This is a genomic window from Streptomyces sp. T12, from assembly GCF_028736035.1.
GTDB lineage: Bacteria > Actinomycetota > Actinomycetes > Streptomycetales > Streptomycetaceae > Streptomyces.
Genome location: NZ_CP117866.1, coordinates 7,361,744 through 7,388,036 on the forward strand (window position 1 = coordinate 7,361,744; position 26,293 = coordinate 7,388,036).

30 protein-coding genes are annotated in these 26,293 nt (G+C 69.9%); 22 read left to right on the plus strand and 8 right to left on the minus strand.

What is annotated here, in order from left to right; translation table 11 throughout:
- Positions 1 to 72: 72 nt before the first annotated feature.
- Positions 73 to 1,344 carry an MFS transporter gene (locus PBV52_RS33280; protein ID WP_274243435.1) on the plus strand — a complete coding sequence of 424 codons (1,272 nt, stop codon included), beginning with the start codon at positions 73 to 75 and terminating at the stop codon, positions 1,342 to 1,344.
- Between the two features lie 2 nt (positions 1,345 to 1,346).
- Here the strand turns inward: PBV52_RS33280 and PBV52_RS33285 are convergent, their stop codons facing one another.
- A complete protein-coding gene (locus PBV52_RS33285) occupies positions 1,347 to 1,994 on the minus strand; it encodes a PepSY domain-containing protein (protein WP_274249755.1) in 648 nt (215 codons plus the stop codon).
- A gap of 170 nt (positions 1,995 to 2,164) precedes the next feature.
- Between PBV52_RS33285 and PBV52_RS33290 the strand changes: the two genes are divergently transcribed.
- Both PBV52_RS33290 and PBV52_RS33295 read left to right on the plus strand, forming a co-directional pair.
- Positions 2,165 to 2,842, plus strand: a complete 678-nt coding sequence (locus PBV52_RS33290; RefSeq protein ID WP_274243436.1) for a response regulator transcription factor — start codon at positions 2,165 to 2,167, stop codon at positions 2,840 to 2,842.
- Complete coding sequence (locus tag PBV52_RS33295) at positions 2,839 to 4,332, plus strand: cell wall metabolism sensor histidine kinase WalK (RefSeq protein ID WP_274243437.1); 1,494 nt, start codon at positions 2,839 to 2,841, stop codon at positions 4,330 to 4,332. Before PBV52_RS33290 ends, PBV52_RS33295 begins: the two co-directional genes overlap by 4 nt.
- Positions 4,333 to 4,393: 61 nt before the next feature.
- On the opposite strand, the gene PBV52_RS33300 is transcribed toward PBV52_RS33295, so the two are convergent.
- From PBV52_RS33300 to PBV52_RS33315, 4 genes are all read right to left on the minus strand, one after another.
- A complete protein-coding gene (locus PBV52_RS33300) occupies positions 4,394 to 4,870 on the minus strand; it encodes a MarR family winged helix-turn-helix transcriptional regulator (RefSeq protein ID WP_274243438.1) in 477 nt (158 codons plus the stop codon).
- Between the two features lie 101 nt (positions 4,871 to 4,971).
- A complete protein-coding gene (locus PBV52_RS33305; RefSeq protein ID WP_274243439.1) occupies positions 4,972 to 5,808 on the minus strand; it encodes an AIM24 family protein in 837 nt (278 codons plus the stop codon).
- The gene (locus PBV52_RS33310) at positions 5,805 to 6,455 is read right to left on the minus strand and encodes an AIM24 family protein (protein WP_274243440.1); all 651 of its coding nucleotides are present in this window, start codon (positions 6,453 to 6,455) and stop codon (positions 5,805 to 5,807) included. Before PBV52_RS33310 ends, PBV52_RS33305 begins: the two co-directional genes overlap by 4 nt.
- 1 nt (position 6,456) lies before the next feature.
- Positions 6,457 to 7,089, minus strand: coding sequence for an AIM24 family protein (locus tag PBV52_RS33315; RefSeq protein WP_274249757.1), 633 nt, complete (start codon positions 7,087 to 7,089; stop codon positions 6,457 to 6,459).
- A 191-nt stretch (positions 7,090 to 7,280) separates the two neighbouring features.
- Between PBV52_RS33315 and PBV52_RS33320 the strand changes: the two genes are divergently transcribed.
- The 10 genes from PBV52_RS33320 (at position 7,281) to PBV52_RS33365 (ending at position 13,776) form a co-directional block, all read left to right on the plus strand.
- Positions 7,281 to 7,625 (plus strand): DUF3817 domain-containing protein, encoded by a 345-nt coding sequence (locus tag PBV52_RS33320; protein WP_274243441.1) that lies wholly within the window; start codon positions 7,281 to 7,283, stop codon positions 7,623 to 7,625.
- The gene (locus PBV52_RS33325; RefSeq protein ID WP_062715249.1) at positions 7,622 to 7,915 is read left to right on the plus strand and encodes an MTH1187 family thiamine-binding protein; all 294 of its coding nucleotides are present in this window, start codon (positions 7,622 to 7,624) and stop codon (positions 7,913 to 7,915) included. Before PBV52_RS33320 ends, PBV52_RS33325 begins: the two co-directional genes overlap by 4 nt.
- Before the next feature lie 168 nt (positions 7,916 to 8,083).
- On the plus strand, positions 8,084 to 8,278 hold the full coding sequence (locus PBV52_RS33330) for a hypothetical protein (protein WP_274243442.1): 195 nt from the start codon (positions 8,084 to 8,086) through the stop codon (positions 8,276 to 8,278).
- Between the two features lie 173 nt (positions 8,279 to 8,451).
- Positions 8,452 to 9,561 carry a SchA/CurD-like domain-containing protein gene (locus PBV52_RS33335; RefSeq protein ID WP_274243443.1) on the plus strand — a complete coding sequence of 370 codons (1,110 nt, stop codon included), beginning with the start codon at positions 8,452 to 8,454 and terminating at the stop codon, positions 9,559 to 9,561.
- Positions 9,562 to 9,610: 49 nt separating this feature from the next.
- The gene (locus tag PBV52_RS33340) at positions 9,611 to 10,075 is read left to right on the plus strand and encodes a cupin domain-containing protein (RefSeq protein ID WP_062715244.1); all 465 of its coding nucleotides are present in this window, start codon (positions 9,611 to 9,613) and stop codon (positions 10,073 to 10,075) included.
- Positions 10,072 to 11,340 carry a beta-ketoacyl synthase gene (locus tag PBV52_RS33345; protein ID WP_274243444.1) on the plus strand — a complete coding sequence of 423 codons (1,269 nt, stop codon included), beginning with the start codon at positions 10,072 to 10,074 and terminating at the stop codon, positions 11,338 to 11,340. The genes PBV52_RS33340 and PBV52_RS33345 overlap by 4 nt, the downstream gene beginning before the upstream one ends.
- Positions 11,337 to 12,593 carry a ketosynthase chain-length factor gene (locus PBV52_RS33350; RefSeq protein WP_274243445.1) on the plus strand — a complete coding sequence of 419 codons (1,257 nt, stop codon included), beginning with the start codon at positions 11,337 to 11,339 and terminating at the stop codon, positions 12,591 to 12,593. The genes PBV52_RS33345 and PBV52_RS33350 overlap by 4 nt, the downstream gene beginning before the upstream one ends.
- A 148-nt stretch (positions 12,594 to 12,741) precedes the next feature.
- The gene (locus tag PBV52_RS33355) at positions 12,742 to 13,008 is read left to right on the plus strand and encodes an acyl carrier protein (RefSeq protein WP_274243446.1); all 267 of its coding nucleotides are present in this window, start codon (positions 12,742 to 12,744) and stop codon (positions 13,006 to 13,008) included.
- A 1-nt stretch (position 13,009) separates the two neighbouring features.
- Complete coding sequence (locus tag PBV52_RS33360; protein WP_274243447.1) at positions 13,010 to 13,468, plus strand: SRPBCC family protein; 459 nt, start codon at positions 13,010 to 13,012, stop codon at positions 13,466 to 13,468.
- A complete protein-coding gene (locus PBV52_RS33365) occupies positions 13,453 to 13,776 on the plus strand; it encodes a TcmI family type II polyketide cyclase (protein ID WP_274243448.1) in 324 nt (107 codons plus the stop codon). Before PBV52_RS33360 ends, PBV52_RS33365 begins: the two co-directional genes overlap by 16 nt.
- A gap of 61 nt (positions 13,777 to 13,837) precedes the next feature.
- Here the strand turns inward: PBV52_RS33365 and PBV52_RS33370 are convergent, their stop codons facing one another.
- Together PBV52_RS33370 and PBV52_RS33375 are read right to left on the minus strand one after the other, a co-directional pair.
- Positions 13,838 to 14,803, minus strand: a complete 966-nt coding sequence (locus tag PBV52_RS33370; protein ID WP_274243449.1) for an amidohydrolase family protein — start codon at positions 14,801 to 14,803, stop codon at positions 13,838 to 13,840.
- A 90-nt stretch (positions 14,804 to 14,893) separates the two neighbouring features.
- Positions 14,894 to 16,567, minus strand: a complete 1,674-nt coding sequence (locus PBV52_RS33375; RefSeq protein ID WP_274243450.1) for an FAD-dependent monooxygenase — start codon at positions 16,565 to 16,567, stop codon at positions 14,894 to 14,896.
- A 118-nt stretch (positions 16,568 to 16,685) separates the two neighbouring features.
- Between PBV52_RS33375 and PBV52_RS33380 the strand changes: the two genes are divergently transcribed.
- From PBV52_RS33380 to PBV52_RS33400, 5 genes are all read left to right on the plus strand, one after another.
- On the plus strand, positions 16,686 to 17,954 hold the full coding sequence (locus PBV52_RS33380) for a cytochrome P450 (RefSeq protein WP_274243451.1): 1,269 nt from the start codon (positions 16,686 to 16,688) through the stop codon (positions 17,952 to 17,954).
- Positions 17,951 to 18,277: an antibiotic biosynthesis monooxygenase gene (locus PBV52_RS33385; protein ID WP_274243452.1), complete on the plus strand. Its 327-nt coding sequence runs from the start codon at positions 17,951 to 17,953 to the stop codon at positions 18,275 to 18,277. Before PBV52_RS33380 ends, PBV52_RS33385 begins: the two co-directional genes overlap by 4 nt.
- A gap of 62 nt (positions 18,278 to 18,339) precedes the next feature.
- Positions 18,340 to 18,849, plus strand: a complete 510-nt coding sequence (locus PBV52_RS33390; RefSeq protein ID WP_274243453.1) for a MarR family winged helix-turn-helix transcriptional regulator — start codon at positions 18,340 to 18,342, stop codon at positions 18,847 to 18,849.
- Between the two features lie 48 nt (positions 18,850 to 18,897).
- Positions 18,898 to 19,230, plus strand: a complete 333-nt coding sequence (locus PBV52_RS33395; protein ID WP_128434727.1) for a DUF3817 domain-containing protein — start codon at positions 18,898 to 18,900, stop codon at positions 19,228 to 19,230.
- A gap of 74 nt (positions 19,231 to 19,304) precedes the next feature.
- Complete coding sequence (locus PBV52_RS33400) at positions 19,305 to 21,005, plus strand: methylmalonyl-CoA mutase (protein WP_274243454.1); 1,701 nt, start codon at positions 19,305 to 19,307, stop codon at positions 21,003 to 21,005.
- 10 nt (positions 21,006 to 21,015) lie between these two features.
- Here PBV52_RS33400 and PBV52_RS33405 read toward each other — a convergent pair whose 3' ends face one another.
- Positions 21,016 to 21,633 carry a TetR/AcrR family transcriptional regulator gene (locus PBV52_RS33405; protein ID WP_274243455.1) on the minus strand — a complete coding sequence of 206 codons (618 nt, stop codon included), beginning with the start codon at positions 21,631 to 21,633 and terminating at the stop codon, positions 21,016 to 21,018.
- Positions 21,634 to 21,878: 245 nt separating this feature from the next.
- Here PBV52_RS33405 and PBV52_RS33410 point away from each other — a divergent pair, with 245 nt between their 5' ends.
- The 4 genes from PBV52_RS33410 to PBV52_RS33425 all read left to right on the plus strand — a co-directional run bounded on the left by PBV52_RS33410 (position 21,879) and on the right by PBV52_RS33425 (position 26,235).
- The gene (locus PBV52_RS33410; RefSeq protein ID WP_274243456.1) at positions 21,879 to 22,853 is read left to right on the plus strand and encodes a tetratricopeptide repeat protein; all 975 of its coding nucleotides are present in this window, start codon (positions 21,879 to 21,881) and stop codon (positions 22,851 to 22,853) included.
- A 662-nt stretch (positions 22,854 to 23,515) separates the two neighbouring features.
- Positions 23,516 to 24,154, plus strand: coding sequence for a DUF6230 family protein (locus PBV52_RS33415; protein ID WP_274243457.1), 639 nt, complete (start codon positions 23,516 to 23,518; stop codon positions 24,152 to 24,154).
- Between the two features lie 142 nt (positions 24,155 to 24,296).
- Entirely contained in the window at positions 24,297 to 24,869 is a 573-nt protein-coding gene (locus PBV52_RS33420) for a DUF6114 domain-containing protein (RefSeq protein ID WP_274243458.1), read from the plus strand.
- Positions 24,859 to 26,235, plus strand: a complete 1,377-nt coding sequence (locus PBV52_RS33425) for a hypothetical protein (protein ID WP_274243459.1) — start codon at positions 24,859 to 24,861, stop codon at positions 26,233 to 26,235. The genes PBV52_RS33420 and PBV52_RS33425 overlap by 11 nt, the downstream gene beginning before the upstream one ends.
- The last annotated feature ends 58 nt before the right edge of the window (positions 26,236 to 26,293 follow it).

The window sequence follows — 26,293 nt, forward strand, 5'->3', positions numbered from 1 at the left end:
GTGGACGGCCGTCGGCCGTGACCGTCGCGGCGATCCGGCGTCCCCTTTTTCGCCTCGAGTCGAGGAACTTCCGTGTCTTCCACGTCTGTCGTGCGGCCTTCGTATGCCGCCGTTCTCCGGATCCCGTACGCCCGCCGCAGCTTCGCCGCCGCCCTGCTCGGCAGGCTGTCGTACGGCATCGTCCCGCTGGCCGTGATGCTCGCCGTGACCCGGGCCTGCGGGTCGTATGCGGTGGCGGGCGTCGTGATGGCGCTGTTCTCCGGGACCAGCGTCTTTCTGTCGCCCGCGAGGGCGGCCCTGATCGACCGGTACGGGCCGCGCCGGGCGCTCGTGCCGATGGTCGCGGCCTATACCGCGTTGCTCGGGCTGTTGACGGTGATCGTCTGGCGCCCGGGTGTCGCCTCGCCGCTCGTGCTGGGCGCCGTGACCGCCGCCGCGGGCACCTGTACTCCGCCGCTGGGGCCGACCATGCGGGCCGTGTGGGGCAGGATCGCCGGCGACCGGGCGTTGGTGCAGCGCGCCTACAGCCTGGACGCCGTCGCCGAGGAACTGCTCTTCGTCTCGGGGCCGTTGCTGGTCGGCGTGGTCGTCGGGTTCGCTCCGCCGGCGCTCGGGATCGTCGTCGGGGCCGTGCTGATCGCGGCCGGGACGGCGGGGTTCGTGGCCTCGCCCCCTGTGCGGGACCTGGCCCCCGGCCACGCGAAGCCGAGGGCGCGAGGCAAGAGCCGGCGTCGGGTGCTGTGCGGGATCGGGCGGCCGGTGATCGCCGCCGCGGGCGTCGGGCTCGCGCTGGGCGCCGTCGAACTGCTGGTCGTGGCGTTCGCCGAGGGGCGCGGCCACGGCAGTGACAGCGTGGCCTGGGTACTGGCCGCCCTGTCGGCCGGAAGCGCCGTCGGCGGGCTCGCCAACGGGGCCGTCGCGTGGCGGATTTCGGCAGGGCTACGGCTGCCGCTGCTGGCCGCAGGACTGGGGCTGGCACTGCTCGGCGCGGGGCTGGCCCCGGGCCTCGGCACGCTCGCGTCGGCCATGGCGGTCGCCGGGCTCTTCGTGGCCCCGGCCCTCACCACCGCGTACCTCATCGCCGACGAGGCGGCCGCGCCCGAGGCCCGGGTCCAGGCCGGGGCCTGGGTGAACACGGCCGTCAACGCCGGGGGTACGGCAGGCACCGCGGTCGCCGGGGTGCTGGTCGGACGGCTGTCGACGGGGTGGTGCTTCGCGGTGACCGGTGCGGTGACGCTGCTGGCGGCCGTGGCCGTGGCCGCGGCGAGGGGCGCCGCCCGTGACGGCGGCGCCCCTGAGGAAGCGGAGGAGGTGCGGGACGGGGGTGCCGTCCAGGCGGCCTGACGTCAGGCGTCGTCGCCGTCGCGGTCGTCCTGGTCGTCCTGGTCGCCCTGGTCGTCGTCGTGGTCCGGGGTGACCTTGCCCGTCTTGAGGTCGACCTTCCATTCGCCCTTCGTGGTCTCCACGCTCCAGGCCGCCGGACCGTCGTCGTCCAGGTCGACGTCGGTGACGGTGCCCTTCGCCGCTGCGGCCCGGGCGGCCTCGCGGGCGTCCACGCCCGCACCCTTCAGCGCGGCGAGGTCCTCGCGGCCGTCGTTGTCGTCGTCGGCGTCGCGCTGGGCGCCGAGGACCTTGCCGGTGCTGGGGGAGACCGAGACGGTGTACTCGGTGCCGTCGGACTTCACGACGTCCACGTCCCAGGCGTCCGCACCGTCGTCGTCCAGGTCGGCGGCGACGGCCGTGCCCGGGGTGTGCTTCAGCGCGGCCGCGATCGCGTCGGCGGCGGTGACCTTGGAGGCGGCGGCTGCCGAACGGACCTCGGTGGCGTCGTCGTCGGTGGCGTCCTCCGCGTCGTCCCGGTCGTCGGCGACCCGTACGTTCGACTGCCGCTGCGTGGGCGCGTTGTCGTCGTCACCGGACGCGTAGGCCGCGACGGTGCCGCCTCCGATCAGTGCCGCGGCGGCGACGGTGGCGATGACGATGTTGCGCTTCATGGGGTTCCCTCCCGGGTCGTTGCGCTTCACGGCGTTCCATGCGGCTTCATGCTGCTTCATGCCGCTTCATGTCGCTTCGTTTCGACGGGAACCAATCTGCCGAAGCGACGCTGAGAGGAACCTGAAGCCCCCTGAAGAGATCTTCAGCTCCGCTTTGCCAGTCTTTACGCATGCGCCTGTTGATCGTGGAGGACGAGAAGCGGCTGGCCCTGTCGCTCGCCAAGGGCCTGACGGCCGAGGGGTACGCCGTGGACGTCGTCCACGACGGCCGGGAAGGGCTGTACCGGGCCTCGGAGGGGTCGTACGACCTCGTGATCCTCGACATCATGCTGCCCGGCATGAACGGCTACCGCGTCTGCGCCGCCCTGCGCGCCGCCGGCCACGACGTGCCGATCCTCATGCTCACCGCCAAGGACGGCGAGTACGACGAGGCCGAGGGGCTGGACACCGGCGCCGACGACTACCTCACCAAGCCGTTCTCGTACGTCGTGCTCGTCGCCCGCGTGAAGGCGCTGCTGCGGCGTGGCGGCCAGGGTGCCGGAGCCTCTCCCGTGCACGTCCACGGGGACCTCAAGGTCGACACCGCCGCCCGCCGCGTCTTCCTCGGGGACGACGAAGTGACCCTCACGGCCAAGGAGTTCGCCGTCCTGGAGCAGCTCGTGGTGCGGGCCGGCGAGGTGGTGTCCAAGGCCGAGATCCTGGAGCACGTCTGGGACTTCGCGTACGAGGGCGATCCGAACATCGTCGAGGTGTACGTCAGCACCCTGCGGCGCAAGCTGCGCGCCGGGCTCATCCGGACGGTCCGGGGCGCCGGTTACCGGCTGGAGACAGTGGAGGCCGCGCGATGAGAGGTCGCCTCTTCGGCTCCGTCCGGTCCCGGGCCACGCTGGCCGCCACCTTCGTCGTCGCGGTGGCGCTGGTCGCGGCCGGGACCGCCGTCCTGCTGTCGCTTCGGTCCAATCTGGTCGGAGAGGCCGGCACGGAGGCGGAACACACCGCACGGGCCGTCGCCACGGACATCGCGATCAAGAGGCCGGACCAGCCGCTGTCGGTGGACAACGACGAACCCGTCCAGGTCGTCGACGAGAACAACAGGCTGCTCGCCGCCAGCGAGGACCTGGAGCGGATCAGCGGCACGGGCACCGACGCGGTGCGGCCACAGCCGCGGACCTCGCCCGGTGGGGGCGAGGGCGGTGAGGACTCCGACGACGACGCGGACGACGACTCCTCCCTGGAGCCGGGCGAGATCAGCGACCACACCACCTTCACGAACGGCACCGCCACGCTCGACGGCGAGACCGACGACTACCGCTTCGCCAAGGTCCAGGTCGAGGTCAAGGGCAGGGGCACGCTCACCGTGTACGCGGGCGCCCCGCTCTCCGCCGAACAGGGCGCCGTCAAGACGGCGCTGACCGTCATGCTGATCGGCTTCCCGCTGCTGCTCGGCGTCGTCGCGGCCGTCACCTGGCTGGTCACCCGGCGCGCCCTGCGTCCGGTCGAGGGCATCCGCAGCGAGATGGCCGCGATCACCGCCTCCGAGGACCTCGCGCGCCGCGTACCGGTGCCGGACACGCACGACGAGGTCGCCCACCTCGCACTGACCACGAACGAGACGCTGGCCGCGCTGCAGACCTCGGTGGAACGCCAGCGCCGCTTCGTCGCCGACGCCTCGCACGAGCTGCGCAGCCCGATCGCGTCCCTGCGCACCCAGCTCGAAGTGGGCGTCGCGCACCCCGAGTTGCTCGACCTCGACGGCGCCGTGGAGGACACCGTACGACTGCAGGGCCTGGCCGCCGACCTGCTGTTGCTGGCCCGCCTGGACGCGGGCGAGCGGCCCGGTACTGCATTTTCCCGGGGGACAACCCCCGGACCCCCGGCGCGGTTCGACCTCGGCGCGCTGGCCCGCGAGGAGGCCGAGGGGCGGGCCGGCGTGACGGTTCAGGCGCAGGTCGTGGCGGTGGCCGGGTCGCGGGGGCAGGTGGGGCGGGTGCTGACCAACCTGCTGGACAACGCGCAGCGGCACGCCCGCTCGGCGGTCACCGTGACCGTCCGGCGGGACGGGGACGGGGACGGGGGCGGGGCCGGGGGCGGCGGGGAGGGCGCCTGGGCCGTCGTGGCCGTCGCGGACGACGGGGACGGGGTGGCCGAGGCCGACCAGGAGCGGATCTTCGAACGGTTCGTACGGCTCGACGAGGCCCGCAGCCGCGACGACGGCGGCGCCGGGCTGGGCCTGGCCATCGCCCGCGACGTGGCCGTACGGCACGGTGGCACGCTCACCGTGGGCCGGGCGCCGGCGGGCGGAGCCCTGTTCGAACTCCGCCTGCCGCAGGCTCAGTAGACGTAGACGTAGACGTAGACGTAGACGTCGGGTCTGCCGGCGCCCGCCGGGTCCGCCCGGGTTACGGGCGTCCCCGCTGACCGCGCAGGTGTTCCGCGATCGGCTTGAGGGCCTTGTCGAGCTCGGTCAGGGACTCGGGGGGCAGCAGATCGATGAAGTGCCTCCGCACGGACGACACATGATGCGGCGCGACCTTCTTCATCGTCTCCATGCCGTGCTCGGTGAGCACCGCGTAGAGCCCGCGACGGTCGGACTCGCAGTTCTCACGCCGGACCAGGTTCGCGTTCTCCATCCGGGTGATCTGGTGGGAGAGGCGGCTCTTGGACTGGAGGGTGGCCGACGCGAGGTCGCTCATCCGCATCCGTACGTCCTCCGACTCGGAGAGATTCACCAGGATCTCGTAGTCGTTCATTGTCAGGCCGAACGGCTGCAGGTCCCTTTCGAGCTGGTACGTCAACAGCCTGTTGACCTCCAGGTGGGTGCGCCAGGCGCACTGCTCCGCATCGGTCAGCCAGGGGGTGGCCGTCTCGGTCTCCATAAATGAAGTCTACCTAAAATGTTGAAAGGCGAACTAGTGAGGGTTTTCTGTGACACATCTGTGTGCGCACACGTTCGATGTCACACTCCGCAGACTACCGCTCACAGCCCGAAGCGACGCTGGAGGTCTCCCAGCTGTCCGGGAAGGCGCGGTGTCCCGGCCGTTTGTGAAGGGCCTGTGTGGGCCCCGCCGGCACCGGGTACTCCGGGCTCCGGCGGAACGGCCCCCGTGGCCTGCTCGGCCATGAGGGTTTCGGTCGACTGGAGCAGCACGGTGCCGGCTCCGACGAACTCGAACTGATGCTCCTCTCCGGAGGCCCCGCCGAGGCCTGTCAGTGCACGTAGACCGCCCATCACGCCGGTCATGTAGCCATGGTCGTAGTGGTGGCACGGGGAGGGGCAGTCGGCCCAGCCGACGAGTGCCTGCGGGTCCACCCGGATCGGGGGTTCCATGAACACCACCGGACCGTTAGATGCGGCCACGAACTTTCCGGTTCCGATGAGGGTCAGAAAACCCGGCACGATCGATTGCTTGAGCGCGAGACTTGGCTGAAAAGCGAGCAGGTTGCCCGAGCGAATGGTCAGGTTGCCGTCTTCGAGGTCGTACGAGTTCACGTCGAAGGCCCGGTCGGCCAGCAGCATCTTGCCCGAGCCCTCGGCCACGACCCAGTCGCTCGCGTGCAGAGGCGAATGAAAGGACGTACGGACAAGTCGGTCGAGTCGGCCGTGCCCGACGCCGTTGAAGTCGATCGAGCCGTAGTAGGCGATCATCTTCCCCTTCTGCAGGAACCACTGGCTCCCCTTGAGTTCCACGCAGAAGGTGTAGGCGTTGACGCTGTCGTCGCAGGGCAGCGTCGCCGGGTCGAGGACCGTGGGGCCGGCGGGGGTTCCGTAGCCGCCGGGGGTCCCGTAGCCGCCGGGGGTTCCGTAGGGGCTCACAGCTTCTCCTCCGACGCCTGGACGTACACCGCACCGCTGCCGCTGAGCTCCAGCTGGAAGGCCTCGCCCGAGCCGCGGCCCACCATGTCGCGCCAGCCGAGCGCGGTGGAGAGCTTGTTGCGTACGTCGCCGTGGTGGGCGACGTAGGCCTGGGGGTCGACGTGGACGGGGCGCTGCGGGGTGATCGGGATCTCGAAGACGCCGCCGTGCGCCATGACGGCGACGGCACCGTGCCCCTTGAGGGTGGTCGTGAACAGCCCCTGCCCGCTGATCTGTCCCCGGACCATGCCCATGACGCCGCCCTGCGAGCCGAGGAACATGGTGCCCTGCTGGAGGGTGCCCTCGAAGGCGAGGAGGCGGTCCGCCTCGACGCACAGGGTGTCGCCGGAGAGGTTGATCACCTGCACGTGGTGGCCGCCGTGCCCGAAGAGCACGGTGCCGCTGCCCTCGACGGACATCAGCGGGGTGTCCTCGTTCGCCACCCGGCGCCCGATCATCGACATGATCCCGCCCTGGCCGCCGGCCATGTTGGGGGTGAAGGACACCTCGCCCTTGTAGGCGAGCATCGCGCCGCGCTGGCTGAACAGGCGCTGACCGGGCAGGACGGTCGCCTCGATCATCTTGGAGTTGATCTCGCGGAAGGTCATCTCACACGTCCCCCGCGATCGTGTTCCGCTCGCTCGGCTGTACGTACACCAGCCCGTCCCCCTCGAACCGGATCTGGAAGGCCTCGCCACCGCCTTCGCCCATGAGCGTGCGGAAGGTCACACCGGACTGGAAGGACTGCCGCAGATTCCCCTGATGGGCCACATAGGCCCCCGGGTCGACGGTCAGCGGGTACTGCGAGCTGACCCGCAGCACCACCGCGGGCCCGTCCGACATGATCGCCGCCTGTCCGTGCCCCTCGACGGTGGTCGTGAACAGCCCGTTGCCCTGCGAGGCGCCGCGCAGCCCCGTGAAGGACGTGCCGGTCCGCAGCCCCGCGTCGGTCGCGAGCAGGTTGCTCGACTCGACGTAGAGCTTGTCGCCCTGGAGGTTCACGAGGTTGATCTCGGAGGCCCGGTCCGCGAACCAGCACGTGCCGTGCCCCTTCACCTCCATCACCGTCATCTGCTCACCGGTGAGCCGCCGGGTCACCATCCCCCGGATGCCCTCACCGCCACCGCTCATCTTCTTGAAGGCCATCTGCCCGTCGTACGCGACCATCGAGCCGTTCTTCGCCTTGACGGCATCCCCGGTCATGTCGACGGCGAGCACCTTGCTGCCCTGGAGTCGGAACATCGCCACGCAGCGAAAGGTAGCCCGCGGGTGACGCCGCCAACAGGTCCTGGAGGTGGACATCACCCCTGACGGCACCCCGAGCCACACCCCCTCCCGGGGTTTGCCACAATGGGCGAGCGTTTGTGCTTGCGTTCACAAGCCGACCCGAGCCGACCGACGTCTCTCCCACCGAAACCCACCGAAGGTGACCCGTGGACATCAAGACCGCCACCGCCCTCCGCCGCCTCCGTCTCGTCTCCGGCCCCGAGGCGGTGTCGTTCCTGCTCCTGCTCGTCTGCTCGGTGCTGAAGCGCACCACCGACTTCAACGCGGTGCCCGTGATGGGCGCGGTCCACGGCATTCTCTTCATCCTGTACGTGATCTTCTGGGCGGACGCCTGGAACCGCACCAAGTGGTCCCTGAAGACCGCGGCGCTCTACTTCGTCCTCTCCGTCCTGCCGACCGGCGGCTTCTTCGCCGAGCGCAAGCTGCGGCGTGAGGCCGAGGACGCCGTCATCGCCGCCCGCGCCCGCCAGGAAGGAAAGGTCAACGCATGATCGTCGCCTTCTCCGTGACGCCGCTCGGCGTCGGCGAGGACGTGGGGGAGTACGTCGCCGACGCCGTCCGCGTGGTGCGTGAGTCGGGCCTGCCCAACCGCACCGACGCGATGTTCACCTCCGTCGAGGGGGAGTGGGACGAGGTCATGGACGTCGTCAAGCGCGCCGTGGCCGCCGTCGAGGCGCGGGCGCCGCGGGTGTCGCTGGTCCTGAAGGCGGACATCCGCCCAGGCGTGACGGACGGCCTCACCTCCAAGGTGGAGACGGTGGAGCGGCACCTCGCCGAGTAGGCAGCGGCGCTCCGTGGCATCGGATGGGGGAGCAGTACCTCGATGCCGCGGAGCGCTGTCGTGTCCAAGCCCGAGTGACGAACGGACACTTCGGCTCACTCCTCGATCGTGGCCCGGTGCGTGAGCTCTTTGCGAGGGTGACTCTCATCGGCGCAGTGCGCTTACGACGTGACGGCCTCGCTCGCGCGGAACTCGGCCGCCCTCAACCCGCGCTCCGGCGACGGCACATGCCGTGCCCCGGGGACACCGACCGGCCGACCGCCGAGCCCCGGCCGAGCCCTGCCCGCGCCGGGCGGCCACCCGCGCTCGCCCGAACAGCGCAGCGGCACCCGCCTCTTCGAGCTCACCCCGGTACCCGCCTGACGTGGTGTCGGCTGCCGGCGGGCACGCCTTCGCGGGCAGTTCCCTCAATTGGCCCGCGCGGCTCGCGGACCCCGTGGCCCTGACCCACGATGAAGGCTCAGGGCCGAAACCCGCGTCAGCGCAGGTGAACGCGGACGGCCGCCGCTTGCTTCCGCGAAGGAAGGGTCCGCCGGATGACCACTTCGCCCTATACATCCCAGTCGGCATTCGACGGTTCCAGGATGCGCGTCATCCTGCTCGTCGATCTCCACGAAGGCGCCCAGCAAGAGTTCCTCGACGCGTACGAGTACATGCGTGACCGAGTCGCGTCGGTTCCCGGTCACCTCGGTGACCAGTTGTGCCAGTCCCTGGAGAACCCGTCCCAGTGGGTCATCACGAGCGAATGGGCCACCGCCCCGCCGTACCTCGCCTGGGTGAACAGTGAAGAGCATCTCGAGACGGTCAAGCCCCTGCAGAGCTGCGTCCGTGAGCTGCGGTCGATGCGTTACGGCGTCGTCCGTGAGACCGGCCGCGCCCGCCCGGACGCCGGCGGACTCCAGACGGCCGTACGGGTGGGTGACGGTGTGACGCGTCACGCCCTGACCTTCACCGTCAAGCCCGGCTCCGAGTCCAAGGTCACGGAGATCCTCGCCGGCTACGCGCCGCCCCAGGCCCGCGTCGACGACTCCACGCGGCTGCGCCGCACCACCCTGTTCATCCACGGCAACCGGGTCGTGCGCACCGTCGAGGTCGAGGGCGACCTGATGGCGGCGCTGCGCCACGTCTCGCGCCAGCCCGAGGTGCGGGCTGTCGAGGAGGCCCTCAACCCGCATCTGGAGCAGCACCGGGACCTGTCCGACCCCGAGTCCGCGCGGGCCTTCTTCGCCCGCGCCGCCATGCCGGCCGTCCACCACGTGGCACGCGGCGGACCGGATCCGGACGGCCTCACGCGGCACGCCCTGTACTACCCGGCCCGGGCGGGCTGTGGCATGGCGCTGGCCCGGCTGCTCTCCCGGCAGGACGAGACCGCGGCCGCCGACCCGGCCGGCCCCGTGCACCGCAGCACCGTCTTCCAGCGCGAGGACATCGTCGTCCGCCTCATCGACGTACGCGGCGACCCCGAGACCGATCCGGTCAGGGCGCTCGGCATCCACGGCCCGCGCAAGGCCGCCGTGCTGGCCCGTCTGCTCGACGGTGACGCACTCGGCGTGGCGGGAGTGCCCACGGGCGAACGGGAGGCGACCCGCCTCCTGGCGCACGCCGAGATGGCGCTGATCACCGACCGCAGGGCCGCGCAGCCCTGACGGCACAGCGCAGGGACCCACACCCCACCGAACGACCTGGAGACAGACCATGGAGAAGATGCGCCCGCGCGTCGTGGACGTGAACGAGATCGAGCCCAACCGCAAGCGTGGTGGCGACCTGCGCACCCTGCTCACCCCTGTCACGGTGGGTGCCACGAGCGGGTTCATGGGCCTCGCCATCATGCGGCCCGGCGAACGCATCAGCGAGCACTACCACCCGTACTCCGAGGAGTTCGTGTACGTCGTCGAGGGCCGGCTGGAGGTCGACCTGGACGGAGAAACGTTTTCCCTCCGCGCCGACCAGGGCCTCATGATCCCCATCGACATGCGGCACCGCTTCCGCAACGTCGGTGACGAGGAAGCCCGGATGGTCTTCCATCTGAGCCCGCTGGCCCCGAAGCCGAGCCTCGGTCACGTCGACACGGAGGCCCCGGAGATCAGCGACGACCTCAAGCCGTACCCGCTCGTCCAGGAGGAGAGCGGGCGGCCCGACCGACGCGGGGTCCTCTCATGACCCGGCGGGTGGCGGTCACCGGCATAGGCGTGGTCGCTCCGGGAGGCATAGGGGTGCCCGCGTTCTGGGACCTCCTCTCGGGCGGCCGTACCGCGACACGAGGCATCACCCTGTTCGACCCCGAGGGGCTGCGGTCCCGGATAGCCGCCGAGTGCGACTTCGACCCGCTCGCCCACGGGCTCGAACCCGAGCTGGTCGAACGCGCCGACCGCTACATACAGTTCGCCGTCGTCGCCGCGACGGAGGCCGTGACCGACAGCGGAGTCGACTTCGGCGCGGAGGACCCCTGGCGCGTGGCCGTGTCCCTGGGCAGCGCGGTGGGCGGCACGACCCGGCTGGAGCACGACTACGTCCTGGTCAGCGAAGGCGGGCAGCGCTGGGACGTCGACCACCGCGCCGCGAACCCTTACCTGCACCGGGCCTTCTCGCCCAGCACGCTGGCGTCGGACGTCGCGGAACGGTTCGGCGCCCAGGGGCCGGTGCAGACCGTGTCCACCGGCTGCACCTCCGGGCTCGACGCGGTGGGCTACGCCTTCCACACCATCGAGGAGGGCCGCGCCGACATCTGCATCACCGGGGCGTCGGACTCGCCGATCTCCCCGATCACCATGGCCTGTTTCGACGCCATCAAGGCCACCTCGCCCAACAACGACGACCCGGCGCACGCGTCCAAGCCCTTCGACGCCCACCGCGACGGATTCGTCATGGGCGAGGGCGCCGCCGTCCTCGTACTGGAGGAACTGGAACACGCCCGCGCGCGCGGCGCGCACGTGTACTGCGAGATAGGCGGCTACGCCACCTTCGGCAACGCCTACCACATGACCGGGCTGACCAGCGAAGGACTGGAGATGGCCCGGGCCATCGACGCCGCGCTCGACCACGCGCGCGTGGACCCCACGGACATCGACTACGTCAACGCACACGGCTCCGGCACCCGCCAGAACGACCGTCACGAGACCGCCGCGGTCAAGAAGTCCCTCGGCTCCCACGCCTACGACACGCCCATGAGCTCGATCAAGTCCATGGTGGGCCACTCGCTCGGGGCGATCGGCGCGATCGAGGTCGTCGCCTGTGTGCTCGCCCTGGCCCGGCAGGTGGTGCCGCCCACGGCGAACTACGAGACCCCGGACCCCGAGTGCGACCTGGACTACGTACCGCGCACCGCACGCCCGCGAAGGCTCGACAACGTGCTCTCCGTGGGCAGCGGCTTCGGCGGTTTCCAGTCCGCGGTGCTCCTGACGGGGCCGGGTGGGAGGACGAAATGAGTGATAGTGGTATACGCCCCCGGCACACCGCCGTCACGGGGATCGGTGTGGTCGCGCCCAACGGCCTGCACGCGGACACCTACTGGAAGTCCGTCAAGGACGGCACGAGCGTCCTGGACCGAATAACCCGGGACGGCTGCGAGCACCTTCCGCTCCGTATCGCCGGCGAGGTCCGCGGATTCGACGCGTCGGCGCTCATCGAGGAGACCTTCCTCGTCCAGACCGACAAGTTCACCCACTTCGCCCTGGCCGCCGCCGACGCCGCCCTGCGGGACGCGGGGCTGAGCAGCAGCGCCGCCGACTCCCCGTACTCCGTCGGCGTGGTCACCGCGGCCGGCTCCGGCGGCGGCGAGTTCGGCCAGCGGGAACTGCAGAAGCTGTGGGGACAGGGATCCCGGTTCGTCGGGCCCTACCAGTCCATCGCCTGGTTCTACGCGGCCAGCACCGGCCAGATATCCATCCGCAGCGGCTTCAAGGGCCCCTGCGGGGTGGTGGCCAGCGACGAGGCGGGCGGCCTGGACGCCGTCGCGCACGCCGCCCGGGCCGTGGAGCGGGGCACGGAGGTGGTCGTGGTCGGGGCGGCCGAGGCCCCGCTCGCCCCCTACTCGGGGGTCTGCCAGCTCGGATACCCCGAGCTCAGCACCGTCGAGGACCCGGCGCGCGCCTACCGTCCCTTCACCGCGGCGGCCTGCGGATTCGTGCCCGCGGAGGGCGGTGCCGTGCTGATCGTGGAGGACCTGGAGCGGGCCCAGCGCCGTGCCGCGACCGTCCGGGCCACCGTGGCGGGGCACTCCGCCACCTTCACCGGCGCCTCGCGCTGGGAGCAGTCACGGGAGGGGCTCGCGCACGCCATCCGCGGCGCCCTCGACGAGGCCGGCTGCGCACCGGAGGAGATCGACGTGGTCTTCGCCGACGCGCTCGGCGTCCCCGAGGCGGACCGCGCCGAGGCCCTCGCCCTCGCCGACGCCCTCGGCCCGCACGGCACCAAGGTGCCCGTCACGGCCCCCAAGACCGGCATCGGGCGGTCGTACTGCGGGGCACCCCTGCTGGACATCGTGGCCGCGGTGCAGTCCATGGAGCACGGGCAGATACCGCCGACCCCGAACGTCTTCGACGTCTGCCACGACATCGACCTGGTGACCGCCACGGCGCGCCCGGCCGAGCTCCGCACGGCCCTGGTCCTCAGCCGGGGACTCATGGGCTCCAACGCGGCGCTCGTCCTGCGCCACGGCGCTCCGCCGGCACAGCGGTGATCGACCGCGGGCCGGTGGGGGCGGTCGCGCCCACGCGGCAGAGCCGCATATCGACAGGGCCCCGCGCCCCTGACGGGGCGCGGTACCGCACCGGACTTCATCAGGGCCGCTCAGACCCTCCGCAACTGGTACGACAAGGAGAACCCGCATGACCACCGAAATCACCCAACTGACCGTCGGGGAGCTGGCCACGCTGATGAAGCAGGCCGCCGGCGTGACCGTCGACCCGCACGACCTCGAAAGCCGGGCCGACTCCACCTTCGCCGAGTTCGGGCTGGACTCGCTCGGCCTCCTCGGCATCGTGGGCGAGCTGGAGAACCGGCACGGCCGGGTACTCCCCACCGACGCGGAGCGCTGCAAGAGCCCCCGCGCCTTCCTCGACCTCGTCAACGGCGCACTCACGACGGGAGCCTGACGTGCCTGGACACACCGAGAACGAGATCACCATCGCCGCACCCGTCGACCTCGTCTGGGACATGACGAACGACCTGGACAGATGGCCGCAGCTGTTCAGCGAGTACGCGTCCTGCGAGGTGCTGTCCCGCGAGGGCGACACGGTGACCTTCCGCCTGACCATGCACCCCGACGAGAACGGCAAGGTGTGGAGCTGGGTCTCGGAACGGGTCGCCGACCGCGAGAAGCTCATCGTCCGTGCCCGCAGGGTCGAGACCGGCCCGTTCGAGTACATGAACATCGTGTGGGAGTACGAGGAGACCCCCGACGGCACCCGGATGCACTGGACGCAGGACTTCGCCATGAAGCCCGACGCCCCGGTCGACGACGCCTGGATGACGGACAACATCAACCGCAACTCGCCCATCCAGATGGCCCTCATCCGCGACCGCATCGAGGAGATCTCATGCACCACGCCCTGATCGTCGCCAGGATGGCCCCGCAGTCGGCACCGGACATCGCCGACGTCTTCGCGGCCTCCGACCGCGGCGAACTCCCGCACCTCGTCGGCGTGACCCAGCGCGCCCTGTTCCAGTTCGGCGATGTGTACATGCACTTCATCGAGGCCGAGCAGGACCCGGGTCCCGCCATCGCGAAGGTGGCCGGGCACCCCGAGTTCGTCGACATCAGCAGGAGGCTCGAAGCGTTCGTCAGCCCGTACGACCCGCAGACCTGGCGGAGTCCGAAGGACGCGATGGCGCGGCGCTTCTACCACTGGCAGCGGGACTGAACGAAGTCAGCCGCCGCCCGCGCTGAACCAGGCGCGGGCGGCGGCTTTGGCGTGCAGCCGGTCACCGACGCGCGAGCGCCGGCATCAGCCGCAGGGCGTTCTCCCGGTTGATGCCCTCCAGTTGCTCCGCCGAGAGGAAGGGGTCGCTGTCCAGAGCGGGCGCCACGCTGTCGGCGATGACATGCGCGGGGGTGGGCGGCCAGTCCGTGCCGAAGAGGATGCGGTCGGGGTCGACCGTCGTCAGCAGGGTGGGCGTGGCCGAGGGGGACATGGGGCCTGCCGTGTCGAAGTAGAACCGGTGCAGGTAGTCACGGACCCGGCCGGGCTCGATGGCGGGGGTGATGCGCCCGCCGAAGAGTTCGAGCCGGGTGGCCATGTAGGGGAGGAAGCCTCCTCCGTGCGGCAGGATGAAGCTGAGGTTCGGATAGCGGTCCAGGGTGCCGTTCCTGATGAGGTTGATGGCCGCGCGCGTGGTGTCCATGAGGAAGTCGCACACGAAGGGCGGCATGCCCGGCAGCCCCGCAGCGCCGTCCTTCCCGGCCGGTACGTCCATGGGGTGCGTGCTGATGACCGCGGACCGGTCGTTCAGCTCCTGCAGGAGGCGGTCGTGCGACTCGTCCCCGAGCACCACGCCGTCCATGCTCGTGCGCGTGCTCACCCCGATGGCTCCGAGCTCGTCGAGGCCGTACGCCAGGCTCCACGAGGAGAGTTCCAGGTCGTCGAGGAACACGGGGGTGAAGAAGGCGAAGCGCGCGGGGTGGCTCTCGACGACGTCGGCCGCCGCCCGCAGGGCGACGCGTGCGCTCTCCTGGCGCTCCGCGCGTTCACGGAGCCGGCCGAGCATCGCGACGGTCATGACGGACGTGCCGATGCCCGTCTTGTCCATGACCTCCAGTGCCGTCTCCAGGTCCCAGCGTGTCCACCAGGGCAGCTTCTCGCGGTTGACCACGCCTCGTTCCTCCGCCCAGTCCAGCCAGGCGGGGGCGGTGAAGTGGTGATGGACGTCGACGCGTCCGGCAAGGGTCATAACAACGTCCTAGGTGTGGGTCGTTCGGTGGGGGTCGTTCAGTTCGGGTCGTTCAGTTCGGGTCGTTCAGTTCGGGTCGTTCAGTGGGCTTCAGTCGCGGCAGAGCACGGACTGCAGCACCTTCGTCAGCACGCGATCGGCGTCCGGCATCGCCGCGTCCGCCCGCCAGGCGACGAAACCGTCGGGGCGTACGAGTACGGCACCGTCCTCGGCCGTGCCGTGCAGCTCCGCCCAGTCGGCGTCCGGGTCGGGGGCGAGGTCGTGGTCGGGCCCCGTGCCGACGAGATACGCCTCGACCGGGACGCCCAGGTTCACCGAGGCCTTCTCCACCGCGGTCCGCCACTTCTGCCCTCCGGACCCGGCGAGCAGCACGAAGGAACGCTCGTACAGGTCGAGCGTGGAGATCCTGCCGTTCCCTGTCATCACCCACATGTGGGGCGCACGGCTCCCCGGCTCGCCGCCCAGCTGGAAGGCATCGGGGACGATCGGCCGCTCGGCAGGGGCGTCCACCACGGCAGGGGACGCATAGCGGTAGCACAGGGCGACGGTCATCAGGTCCGCCGGGTCGTTGTTGCGTCCCGCGGCGGGACTGAATCCCGGGTGCTGTTCGTCGGCTGCCTGGACGCACGCCCGGGTGCCGGTCGCGAGGGCGACGGGCCGTCGTTCGAGCTCGTAGGTGTCGAGGAGCGGCGGGCCCGCCCAGCCGCGGAGCACCGAGGCCAGCTTCCAGGCGAGGTTGTGGGCGTCCTGGATGCCGGTGTTGGAGCCGAACGCCCCGGTGGGCGGCATCTCGTGGACCGCGTCGCCGGCCAGGAAGACCCGGCCCTCGCCGTACCTGTCCGCGACCCGCTTCGACGCGTGCCAGGGCGCCTTCCCCGTGATCTCGACGTCGATGTCCGCGACCCCGACGGCAGCGCGGATGTGGGCCGCCAGCCGCTTGTCGGTGAAGTCCTCCAGGCCCTCGCCCCGGTCGGGATACCAGGGCACGTGGATCACCCATCGCTCCTCGTTGTCCACCGGCAGCAAGGCACCTTCGCCCTGGGGGTCGGTGACGTAGCAGACGACGAATCGTTTCTCTCCGACGTGCTTCCTGAGCGCCCTGCTGCGGAACGTCACGCTGACGTTGTGGAACAGCTCGCCCGGCCCGGACTGGCCGATCCCCAACTGGTTGCGGACGGGGCTTCTCGGGCCGTCGGCGGCCACCAGGAAGTCGGCGTTCACCGTGTAGGTCTCACCGGTCTCCCGGTGCCTGATCCGGGCCTGCACTCCCTCGCCGTGCTGCGTGAAGGAGAGCACCTCCGAGTGGAAGCGGATGTCGGCCCCCTGCTCGGTGGCGTAGCTCAGCAGGACCGGCTCGAGGTCGTTCTGACTGCACAGGCACCAGTCCGAGGAGCTGACCCGGGAGATGTCCATGCCTCCGGAGATGTCCCCGACGATCCAGCGGCGCTGTTCCCCGGTGAGGGTGTCCACCTGGAGAATGCCGTCGTTTCCGGCGAGAACGCGGGCCGCCTCCCGAATGCGGGATTCCAGGCCGGCGGTCCGGTAAATCTCCATGGTGCGTACGTTGTTGCCGCGGCCACGCGGATGAGTCGATGTGGCGGCATGGCGCTCCACGAGCATGTGCTCGATGCCAAGGCGCCCCAGGAAAACCGAAGTGGAAAGACCCACCAGGGATCCGCCGACGATGAGAACTGGTACAGATTCCGCTTCGTGTCCGCTCACGTCGACGATGTTTACCAAGCCGGACTGCCACACACACGTCATACGACGACCCGACCCATATGGCGCAGTGCCGTTTGCGGCGTGCTGTCGCCCGGGAAACGGTGGCTCTGACCGACGGAATCCGACCGCCGGAATCCACGCCTACCCCGGGGATCCAGTCATGACGCAAGCGTTCGCATCCGAGGAATCCGAGGCCCTGTCGTCCGAAGCGGCCGCGGCCGCGGCCTCGTCCTGCAGCCGGGAGTTCCGGGCCAACCCGCATCCCGTGTACGCGGCGCTCCGGGAGTCGGCGCCCGTGTGCCCGCTGTCGCCGCCCCACGGCGTCGAGACGTACCTCATCACGCGGTACGACGACGCGCGTGCCGCCCTGGCCGACCCGCGGCTGAGCAAGGACATGTACGGCGCCATCGACGCCTACCACCGCATCTTCGGCGACTCGTCGATCGCGCTGGACGACAACATGCTCTTCTCGGACCCGCCGAAGCACACCAGGCTCAGGAGGATCGTCGGCAGCACTTTCACACCGAAGAGGGTGGAATCGCTGCGGGTGCGCGTGCAGGAGATCACCGATGATCTGCTGGACCAATGCCCGACATCGGGCTCGGTGAACCTGCTCCCGGAGTTCTGTTTCCCGCTTCCGCTGCACGTCATCTGTGAACTTCTGGGCGTTCCGGAAGACGAACGCAAACAGGCTCAGGAATGGTCCGCCACCGTCGCGCAGACCGGTTTCGGACCGGAGGCGAGAAAAGCGCTGGAAATCGCCGAGGGGAACCTGCGCGACTATCTCGTGGAGTTGTGCGCACGGAAGCGGAACGAGCCGGACGGAGGTCTGCTCAGCGCCCTCGTCACGGCCCAGGACCAGGAGGGCGCGCTCACCGACCACGAACTCGTCTCGACGGCGTGGGTGCTCCTCTTCGCGGGCCACAAGTCGACGGCGTACCAAATCGGCAACGCCGTCTACCACTTGCTCAGCCGGCCGGATCAGAAGGAACTGGCGCTCCGGGACGCGAACGCCATGAACGCGGCCATCGAGGAGATCTTCCGGTTCGAGACCTCCGTGGAGAACTCGACCTTCCGCCACGCGAAGGAAGACATCGTCATCCGGGACATGCTCATCCCCAAGGGCGCGCTCGTCCAGATCTCGATCACCGGGGCCAACCGGGACCCGGAGATGTTCGCCGAGCCCAACGAGATGGACGTCCGGCGGCCGAACGTCCAGGCGACGCATCTCGCGTTCGGGTACGGCCCGCACTACTGCATCGGCGCACCGCTGGCGCGGCTGGAGATGCAGATCGGCCTCACCTCGCTCTTCGCGCGATTCCCGGACATGACCCTGGCCGGGGCGCCGGAGGACGCGCGCTGGCTGACCGTGCCGTTCCCCGCGTTCCGCGGGCTCGCGGAACTCCCGGTCCTCCTCGACCCCTCATGACGGGCGGCTCCTCGGCCCCGGAGCGGGTGCGTGTCATCCGCCTGCTGCGGGTGCGTGCGGGGATGGAAGCGGACTTCGTGAGGTCCTACAAGGACGTACTCGCCAGGGCCGCGCGATTCCCCGGACATCTCGGTGAACAGCTCTGCCGTTCCCTGGACGATCCCGCTCAATGGCTGCTCACCAGCGAGTGGGACAGCCTCGAAGCCATCCAGCGGTGGCGCACCGGCCCCGAGCACAGGACCTTGGTCGAGCCGATGAACGCCTGTCTGCACGAGGATCGGTGGACGGCGCTCTTCCAGGTGAAGGAGACGGTGGCCGGCTGAGCGCCGGACCGAAAGGCGAGACGGGGCTGACCAGCATGTGACCGGCCGGTAAGGTCGGTCCCGTGCCGAAGCCGCTCAGTCTTCCCTTCGATCCCATCGCCCGCGCCGACGAACTATGGAAGCAGCGCTGGGGCAACGTGCCGTCCATGGCCGCCATCACCTCGATCATGCGCGCGCAGCAGATCCTGCTCGGCGAGGTCGACGCGGTGGTCAAGCCGTACGGACTGACGTTCGCACGGTACGAGGCGCTGGTGCTGCTCAACTTCTCCAAGGCCGGCGAGCTGCCGATGTCCAAGATCGGCGAGCGGCTGATGGTGCATCCCACGTCCGTGACGAACACCGTCGACCGGCTGGTCAAGTCGGGCCTGGTCGACAAGCGGCCCAACCCCAACGACGGGCGCGGCACGCTCGCCTCCATCACCGACAAGGGCCGCGAGGTCGTCGAGGCGGCCACCCGCGACCTGATGGCCATGGACTTCGGACTCGGGGTGTACGACGCCGAGGAGTGCGCGGAGATCTTCGCGATGCTGCGCCCGCTGCGGGTGGCGGCGCACGACTTCGACGAGGGCTGAGCGGGCCCCGGGCAAGATCTCCCGGAACGGGTGGTTACGCTCGTACGCATGAAGAAGAGCGTCCTGACCCGCTACCGGGTGATGGCTTACGTCACCGCCGTCATGCTGCTCGTGCTGTGCACCTGCATGGTGTTCAAGTACGGCTTCGACATGGGCGAGGACGTCACCTTCGCCGTCTCCCAGGTCCACGGCTTCCTCTACATCATCTATCTGGTGTTCGCCTTCGACCTCGGCTCCAAGGCCAAGTGGTCGTTCGGCAAGCTGCTGTGGGTGCTGCTCTCCGGGACGATTCCCTTCGCCGCCTTCTTCGTCGAGCGCAAGGTCACCCGCCAGGTCGAACCCCTGGTCAGCGAGCCGGTCCCGGCTGTCGCCAAGGCCTGACGAAACCGCCGTACCGACGCGTACGGCGGTTCTCCCATCGACATTTACTAGGACGTCCTAGTAAATTCGAAGGTATGGACGCTGACGCCATCGAGGAGGGCCGCCGTCGCTGGCAGGCCCGCTACGACTCCGCACGCAAGCGCACTGCGGACTTCACCACGCTCTCCGGCGACCCCGTGGAGCCGGTGTACGGACCCCGACCCGGGGACAGGTACGAGGGCTTCGAGCGGATCGGGTGGCCCGGGGAGTACCCCTACACACGCGGGCTGTATCCGACCGGCTACCGAGGGCGGACGTGGACCATCCGGCAGTTCGCCGGGTTCGGAAACGCCGAGCAGACCAACGAGCGCTACAAGATGATCCTCCGCAACGGCGGAGGCGGTCTCTCGGTCGCCTTCGACATGCCGACACTCATGGGGCGCGACTCCGACGACCCGCGCTCGCTGGGCGAGGTCGGCCACTGCGGTGTCGCCATCGACTCGGCCGCCGACATGGAGGTCCTGTTCAAGGACATCCCGCTGGGCGACGTGACGACGTCCATGACCATCAGCGGTCCGGCCGTGCCGGTCTTCTGCATGTACCTGGTGGCGGCGGAGCGCCAGGGCGTCGACCCGGGCGTGCTCAACGGCACCCTCCAGACCGACATCTTCAAGGAGTACATCGCCCAGAAGGAGTGGCTCTTCCAGCCCGAGCCGCACCTGCGTCTCATCGGCGACCTCATGGAGTACTGCGCGGCCGGCATCCCCGCCTACAAGCCGCTGTCCGTCTCCGGCTACCACATCCGCGAGGCCGGATCGACGGCGGCGCAGGAGCTGGCGTACACGCTGGCGGACGGGTTCGGGTACGTCGAACTGGGCCTGTCGCGTGGGCTGGACGTCGACGTCTTCGCTCCCGGCCTGTCCTTCTTCTTCGACGCGCACGTCGATTTCTTCGAGGAGATCGCCAAGTTCCGCGCCGCCCGCAGGATCTGGGCGCGCTGGATGCGGGACGTGTACGGGGCGCAGAGCGACAAGGCGCAGTGGCTGCGCTTCCACACGCAGACCGCGGGTGTCTCGCTGACCGCGCAGCAGCCGTACAACAACGTCGTGCGTACGGCCGTGGAGGCGCTCGCGGCCGTGCTCGGCGGGACCAACTCGCTGCACACCAACGCCCTCGACGAGACCCTCGCGCTGCCCTCCGAGCAGGCCGCCGAGATCGCCCTGCGCACCCAGCAGGTCCTCATGGAGGAGACCGGGGTCGCCAACGTGGCCGACCCGCTGGGCGGTTCCTGGTACGTCGAGCAGCTGACCGACCGGATCGAGGCCGACGCCGAGAAGATCTTCGAGCAGATAAAGGAGCGGGGGCTGCGGGCGCACCCCGACGGGCGGCACCCCATCGGACCGATCACGTCCGGGATTCTGCGCGGGATCGAGGACGGCTGGTTCACCGGGGAGATCGCGGAGTCGGCCTTCCGCTACCAGCAGTCGCTGGAGAAGGGCGACAAGAGGGTCGTCGGGGTCAACGCCCACACCGGCTCCGTCACCGGCGACCTGGAGATCCTGCGGGTGAGCCATGAGGTGGAGCGCGAGCAGGTGCGGGCGCTGGACTCCCGCAAGGACGCGCGGGACGACGGTGCCGTACGGGCCGCGCTCGACGCGATGCTCGCCGCCGCGAGGAACGGCGGCAACATGATCGAGCCGATGCTGGACGCCGTACGGGCCGAGGCGACCCTGGGCGAGATCTGCGGGGTGCTGCGCGAGGAGTGGGGGGTGTACACCGAGCCGGCGGGTTTCTGAGCGCTCTGGGCTACGCCTCGCCGGTGAGGCCCAGGAGCAGGAGGCGTGTGAAGCTGCGCACCCACTCCTCGTCCGCCGGCTCCGCGCTCACCAGGGTGCGGTGCACCACCGCGCCCGCCACCACGTCGAAGATCAGGTCCGCTGTGCGTGCGGCTTCCTCCGGATCCGTCTCCGGGGGAAGCTCGCCGCGTTTCCGGGCCCGGGAGCGGCCCTGGAGGACCAGGCGCTTCTGGCGCTCGACGATGGAGCCGCGGATGCGCTCGCGCAGGGCGTCGTCCCGCGTCGACTCCGCCACCACCGCCATCAGCCCGCTCTTGGCCTCGGGGCGGGCCAGGATCGCCGCGAACTGCAGGACCACGCCCTCGATGTCGGCGGCGAGAGTGCCGCGGTCGGGGAGCTCCAGTTCGTCGAAGAGCTCCGCGACCGCGTCCACCACCAGCTCGTTCTTGCCGGACCAGCGGCGATAGAGGGTCGTCTTCGCAACCCCGGCGCGTGTGGCCACGTCTCCCAGGGTGAGCTTGGACCAGCCCACCTCGACCAGCGCCTCGCGCGTCGCGGCCAGGATCGCTGTGGCCGCGGCGGCGCTGCGCGGCCGGCCGGGGCGGGCGGCGGAGGTGCGGCTCTGCATCCCACGACCATATCCCCGAGATATCGGGGGATTCTGTGAGGTCGTGAGGGAGATCACCCGGGGGTGGTGCCCCGGCGGCACTCGATGCCATTACGCTACGACTCGTAGCGAAAGCTCGCGACGGACGTACGCGAGCGACTGCACGCACGGCGTGGGGTGGGGACCCGGCGCCGAAACAGCATCAGGCCTGACCGGCTTTCACAGTGCTTTTCACGTGTGCGCGGGGAACGGGGGAGGATAGACGCATGCAGCCACGGAACATGTCCATGAGCGGAGTCGTCGACCTCGCCGCGGTGAAGGCGGCCCAGGAGGCCAAGGCGAAGGCGGAGCAGGTGCGTGCCGAGGCCGCCCGGCAGGGCGGGGGAGGGGCCGTGTCGCCCGCGGACCTCGTCATCGATGTGGATGAGGCGGGGTTCGAGCGGGAGGTCCTCCAGCGGTCCACCGAAGTGCCCGTCGTCATCGACTTCTGGGCCGAGTGGTGCGAGCCCTGCAAGCAGCTGAGCCCGGTGCTGGAGCGGCTCGCCGTCGAGTACAACGGCCGGTTCCTCCTCGCCAAGATCGACGTCGACGCCAACCAGATGCTGATGCAGCAGTTCGGCGTGCAGGGGATCCCCGCCGTCTTCGCCGTCGTCGCGGGTCAGGCGCTGCCGCTCTTCCAGGGGGCGGCCGGCGAGGCGCAGATCCGTCAGACGCTCGACCAGCTCGTCACCGTCGCCGAGCAGCGGTTCGGCCTCACCGGCATCACCGTCGACCCCGACGCCGAGCCCGGTGGCGCTCAGAGCGCTCCCGCCGCGCCGGCCGGCCCGTACGACGCGTTGCTCGAAGCCGCCGTGCAGGCCCTGGACGCGGGTGACTTGGCCGGTGCCGTCCAGGCGTACAAGAACGTGCTGAGCGAGGACCCGGCCAACATGGAGGCCAGACTCGGGCTCGCCCAGGCCGAGTTGTTGCAGCGCGTGCAGGGTGCCGACCCGCAGCAGGTGCGCAAGGACGCCGCCGACAAGCCCGCCGACGTGGCCGCGCAGATCGCCGCCGCCGACCTGGATCTGGTGGGCGGGCACGTCGAGGACGCCTTCGGGCGGCTCATCGAGACCGTGCAGCGCACGGTGGGTGACGACCGGGAGGCCGTACGGCTTCGCCTGCTGGAGCTGTTCGAGGTCGTGGGCGCGGACGATCCGCGCGTGGCGGCGGCACGCAGGGCGTTGGCCCGCGCGCTGTTCTGACCGGGGCTTGGGGCGGGGCGGCGGCCCCGTTCTGACCAGTCACTAAACGCGCAGGCCCGTGTTGCCTGAGTGAAAGATCTGCCGACAGAGCATCAAAGCGGCCGCGCTTTACCAAATCTTGGTAATCGCGGCCGCAGTTACTGCGGGTAAGTCGCAGGCGTCGTTCTGTCGGATTCTGTCCGGTGATTACTGGACTTGTCCGGCCGCTTGAGGCCACCCTGCGTCGCTGACCGAGACCGGCGGGTCGTTGTTCGGTTATCCGGCCGTTACTACTGAGTAACGAAGCCCCTTGTGCGGGCGGCGAGAATGCACCACGATCGGCCACGCTCGGTCCATTCCCGTACCCCGACAGCCGGTTGGGTCGCGGGAGTTCCTGGGTCCCCACCGAGCAGAGTCGGCGGCAGTGGCGCCGGCTCTTGGACAGGGGGGTCTTCGCCCACTCGGCGAAGCCTGTCCAGCAAGGTTGTGCGTGATGCGTGTCAGGCGCGACCAGTGGTTGTCGCTCGGGGGTGATCGCCGGTGATTCGGGCGCGGTTCGCGCCACCGAGCGCAGGCGCTCTCCTTCCCGAGGACGTAGCACTTCTCCCATCCCTGCCCGGCTGAGCCGTCAAGTCGACGGTGGCAGCCAGGACCAGGAGATGTACGTCCGAGAAGGAGGAAATATGGAGTCCCAGGTGCGTGGCGGGACCAGATGGAAGCGGTTCGCTGTGGTCATGGTGCCCAGCGTCGCCGCTACGGCTGCGATAGGTGTCGCCCTCGCGCAGGGCGCTCTCGCCGCGTCGTTCAGTGTTTCGGGGCAGTCGTTCAAGGTCACCACCGACAAGCTCGTCGGTAACGGTTTCTCGCAGTACGGCGCTCTTGACGAGGGCTACACGCTCTCCGGCAAGAAGACGGTTCACCCCGTCGCCGTCTCGGGGTTCAAGACCGCGACGATCAACAGCCTGTGCCAGTCCGTGGTCACCCCCGACATCCCGATCCTCGGGAGTGTCAGCCTGATCCTTCGGGCGGGCGAGGACCCGAACAAGCCGGTCGAGGCCAAGAACCTGTACATCGACGTGGCCGACCTCGAGGCCGACGCGACGTTCGAGAACATCGACATCGGTGTGGCCGCCAAGGACGCCAGCAAGGGTCCGGGCATGAAGGGTGGCGGCGAGCAGGCCAACCCCTTCGGGTTCGCCCAGCAGGCCGACAAGGCCACGCTGGTCGGCGTGAAGCAGACGGCGTGGGCGACCACCGCCGGAACCTTCAAGCTCAGCGGTCTGAAGATGTCGCTGTCGACGGGTGTCAAGGAGTGCTACTAAGCACTCTGTGACGGGCGGGGGAGCCGATGGCGCCCCCGCCCGTCCACTCTCCACCCGCTTTCTTCACAAGCGGTCACACGCACTACAACTCACCACCACCGCACCACCATCACAGCAAAGCCGTAGCAGGGAGCTGTTTTCCATGAGCGCCGAGACTCCTGCCGTATCCGGCCAGTTCACCCACAGGAGGACGCAGTTCCGCGCCTGGCGGGGTACGCGGCCGTTCTGGGCCGGTCTGTTCGTCATGCTCGGCGGACTCCCCATCGCCTACTTCCCGTACGCGAACCTCCAGATCGGTCACCTGACGCTGGCCATGCAGACCGCGGGGGGCTCCAGCTCCCTGATCATCGGTGTGCTGCTCGTCGTCCTGGGCTTCACTCTCTGGTTCCAGAAGCACGTCCGCACCTTCGCGGGCGTCGCGGCGATCCTGCTGGCGCTCGTCTCCATCCCGCTGTCCAACCTCGGTGGCTTCCTCATCGGCTTCTTCTTCGCCCTCATCGGCGGGGCGATGGCCGTCTCGTGGGCCCCGGGCGCGCCGCCCGAGTCGGAGCAGGCGCAGCGGGACACGACGGGAGCGGGTGGCGCTCCTGAAGGCCTGGACCCGGACACCACGGTGCTCAAGCCCGTCCAGGACACGGCCGAGTTGGGCAAGTCGAACGATCTGTCAGGAACGAGCCCGGCGAACGGGGCGAACGGGAGGCACAGTGCCGGCTGACGAGGTGACCCACGGGACTGAGGTGGACAAGTCCCGTGTGAGAACCGGGCCGCGTCACGCGGCGCCCAAGAAGCCGCTGTTCACCAGGTTCCACATGCCGGCAGGCAAGGCGATAGCCCTGGCGGCGATGCCCACGGCGGTCCTGATGGGGATGGGGTTCACGCCCACCCTCGCGCAGGCCGACAGCAACAACTCGACGAAGCCGACGTCCAACAGCCTGACGGCGGACGAGTACAAGGAGTGCGTGGCGGCCCTGGAGGACGATGCCTCCGCGTCCCCGGGCGCTGATGACTCCACGGACAGCGACGAGGCGGCGGAGCCGACCCCGTCGGCGTCGGCCTCCGCCGGCGAGGACTCCTCGGACTCCTCCGGCTCCACCGACGATTCGGGCTCTACGGGATCTTCGGGCTCCGCGGGCGACTCCTCTTCGTCGGATTCAGGTTCCGACGAGGGGGCCGAGCCCACTCCGACGCCCTCCGCGAGCAGGACGAGCGAGGCCCAGTCCGGCGACACCGCCACGCCGAGCCCCTCTGCCTCCGAGAGCGGCGGCAACCTGCTGGAGGAGATCGGTGACGCGATCACCGGCGTCTTCACGGGTGGCTCCGCCGCCGAGGAGAGCGCCAGCCCGACGCCGACGCCCTCCGCGAGCGCGAGCGAGGAGGCGGCTTCCGGGTCCTCGGACACCTCTGACTCCTCGGACACCGCCGGCAAGGACACCTCCGAGGCCTCCGACCCCGTCAAGGAGACCGCCGAGAAGGTCACCGACACGGTGAAGGACACCGTCGACGGCGCCACCGACAAGGTGTCCGAGGCGGCGCAGGGCGCCACCGAGGCGGCCGGCGAGGCCACCGCCTCGCCCAGCCCCTCCGCGAGCGCCGGCACGGACCCGGAGGACTGCCCGGCCGCCACGGACGAGGAGGGCGGCGTCGACAACACCGTGCCGCTGCCCGACGACCCCTGGTTCCTGGACGCCAGCTCGCTGCTGCTCAAGGGCGCCGACTACCAGGGCATCGTCAAGGTGAAGACGGCCAACGGCGCCACCAAGAAGGTGCTGAAGTACGTCGTCTCCGACGGTGTCGACATCGGCGACCTGCACCAGACGGTGAAGGACAAGCAGTCCGGCAAGACCTACCACGTGCAGGCGGCCGGGGGCTCGACGTCCACGTTCCGCAACGGCAAGGTCGTGATGTACACGGAGAGCATCTCCGGCAACCTGCTGGGCCTGATCCCGGTGACGTTCGACCCGGAGCACCCGCCGCCGCTGAACATCCCGCTGATCTACTTCACCAAGGTGAAGGTCGTCCAGGCCGGCCAGTTCGGCGGCACGCTGCACGTGCCCGGGCTGCACTCCTACATCACCGACTGAGCCGACTGAACCGGGCGTCTCGACGGACGCCCCCCACAAGCCCGTTCGGGAGCCGCGA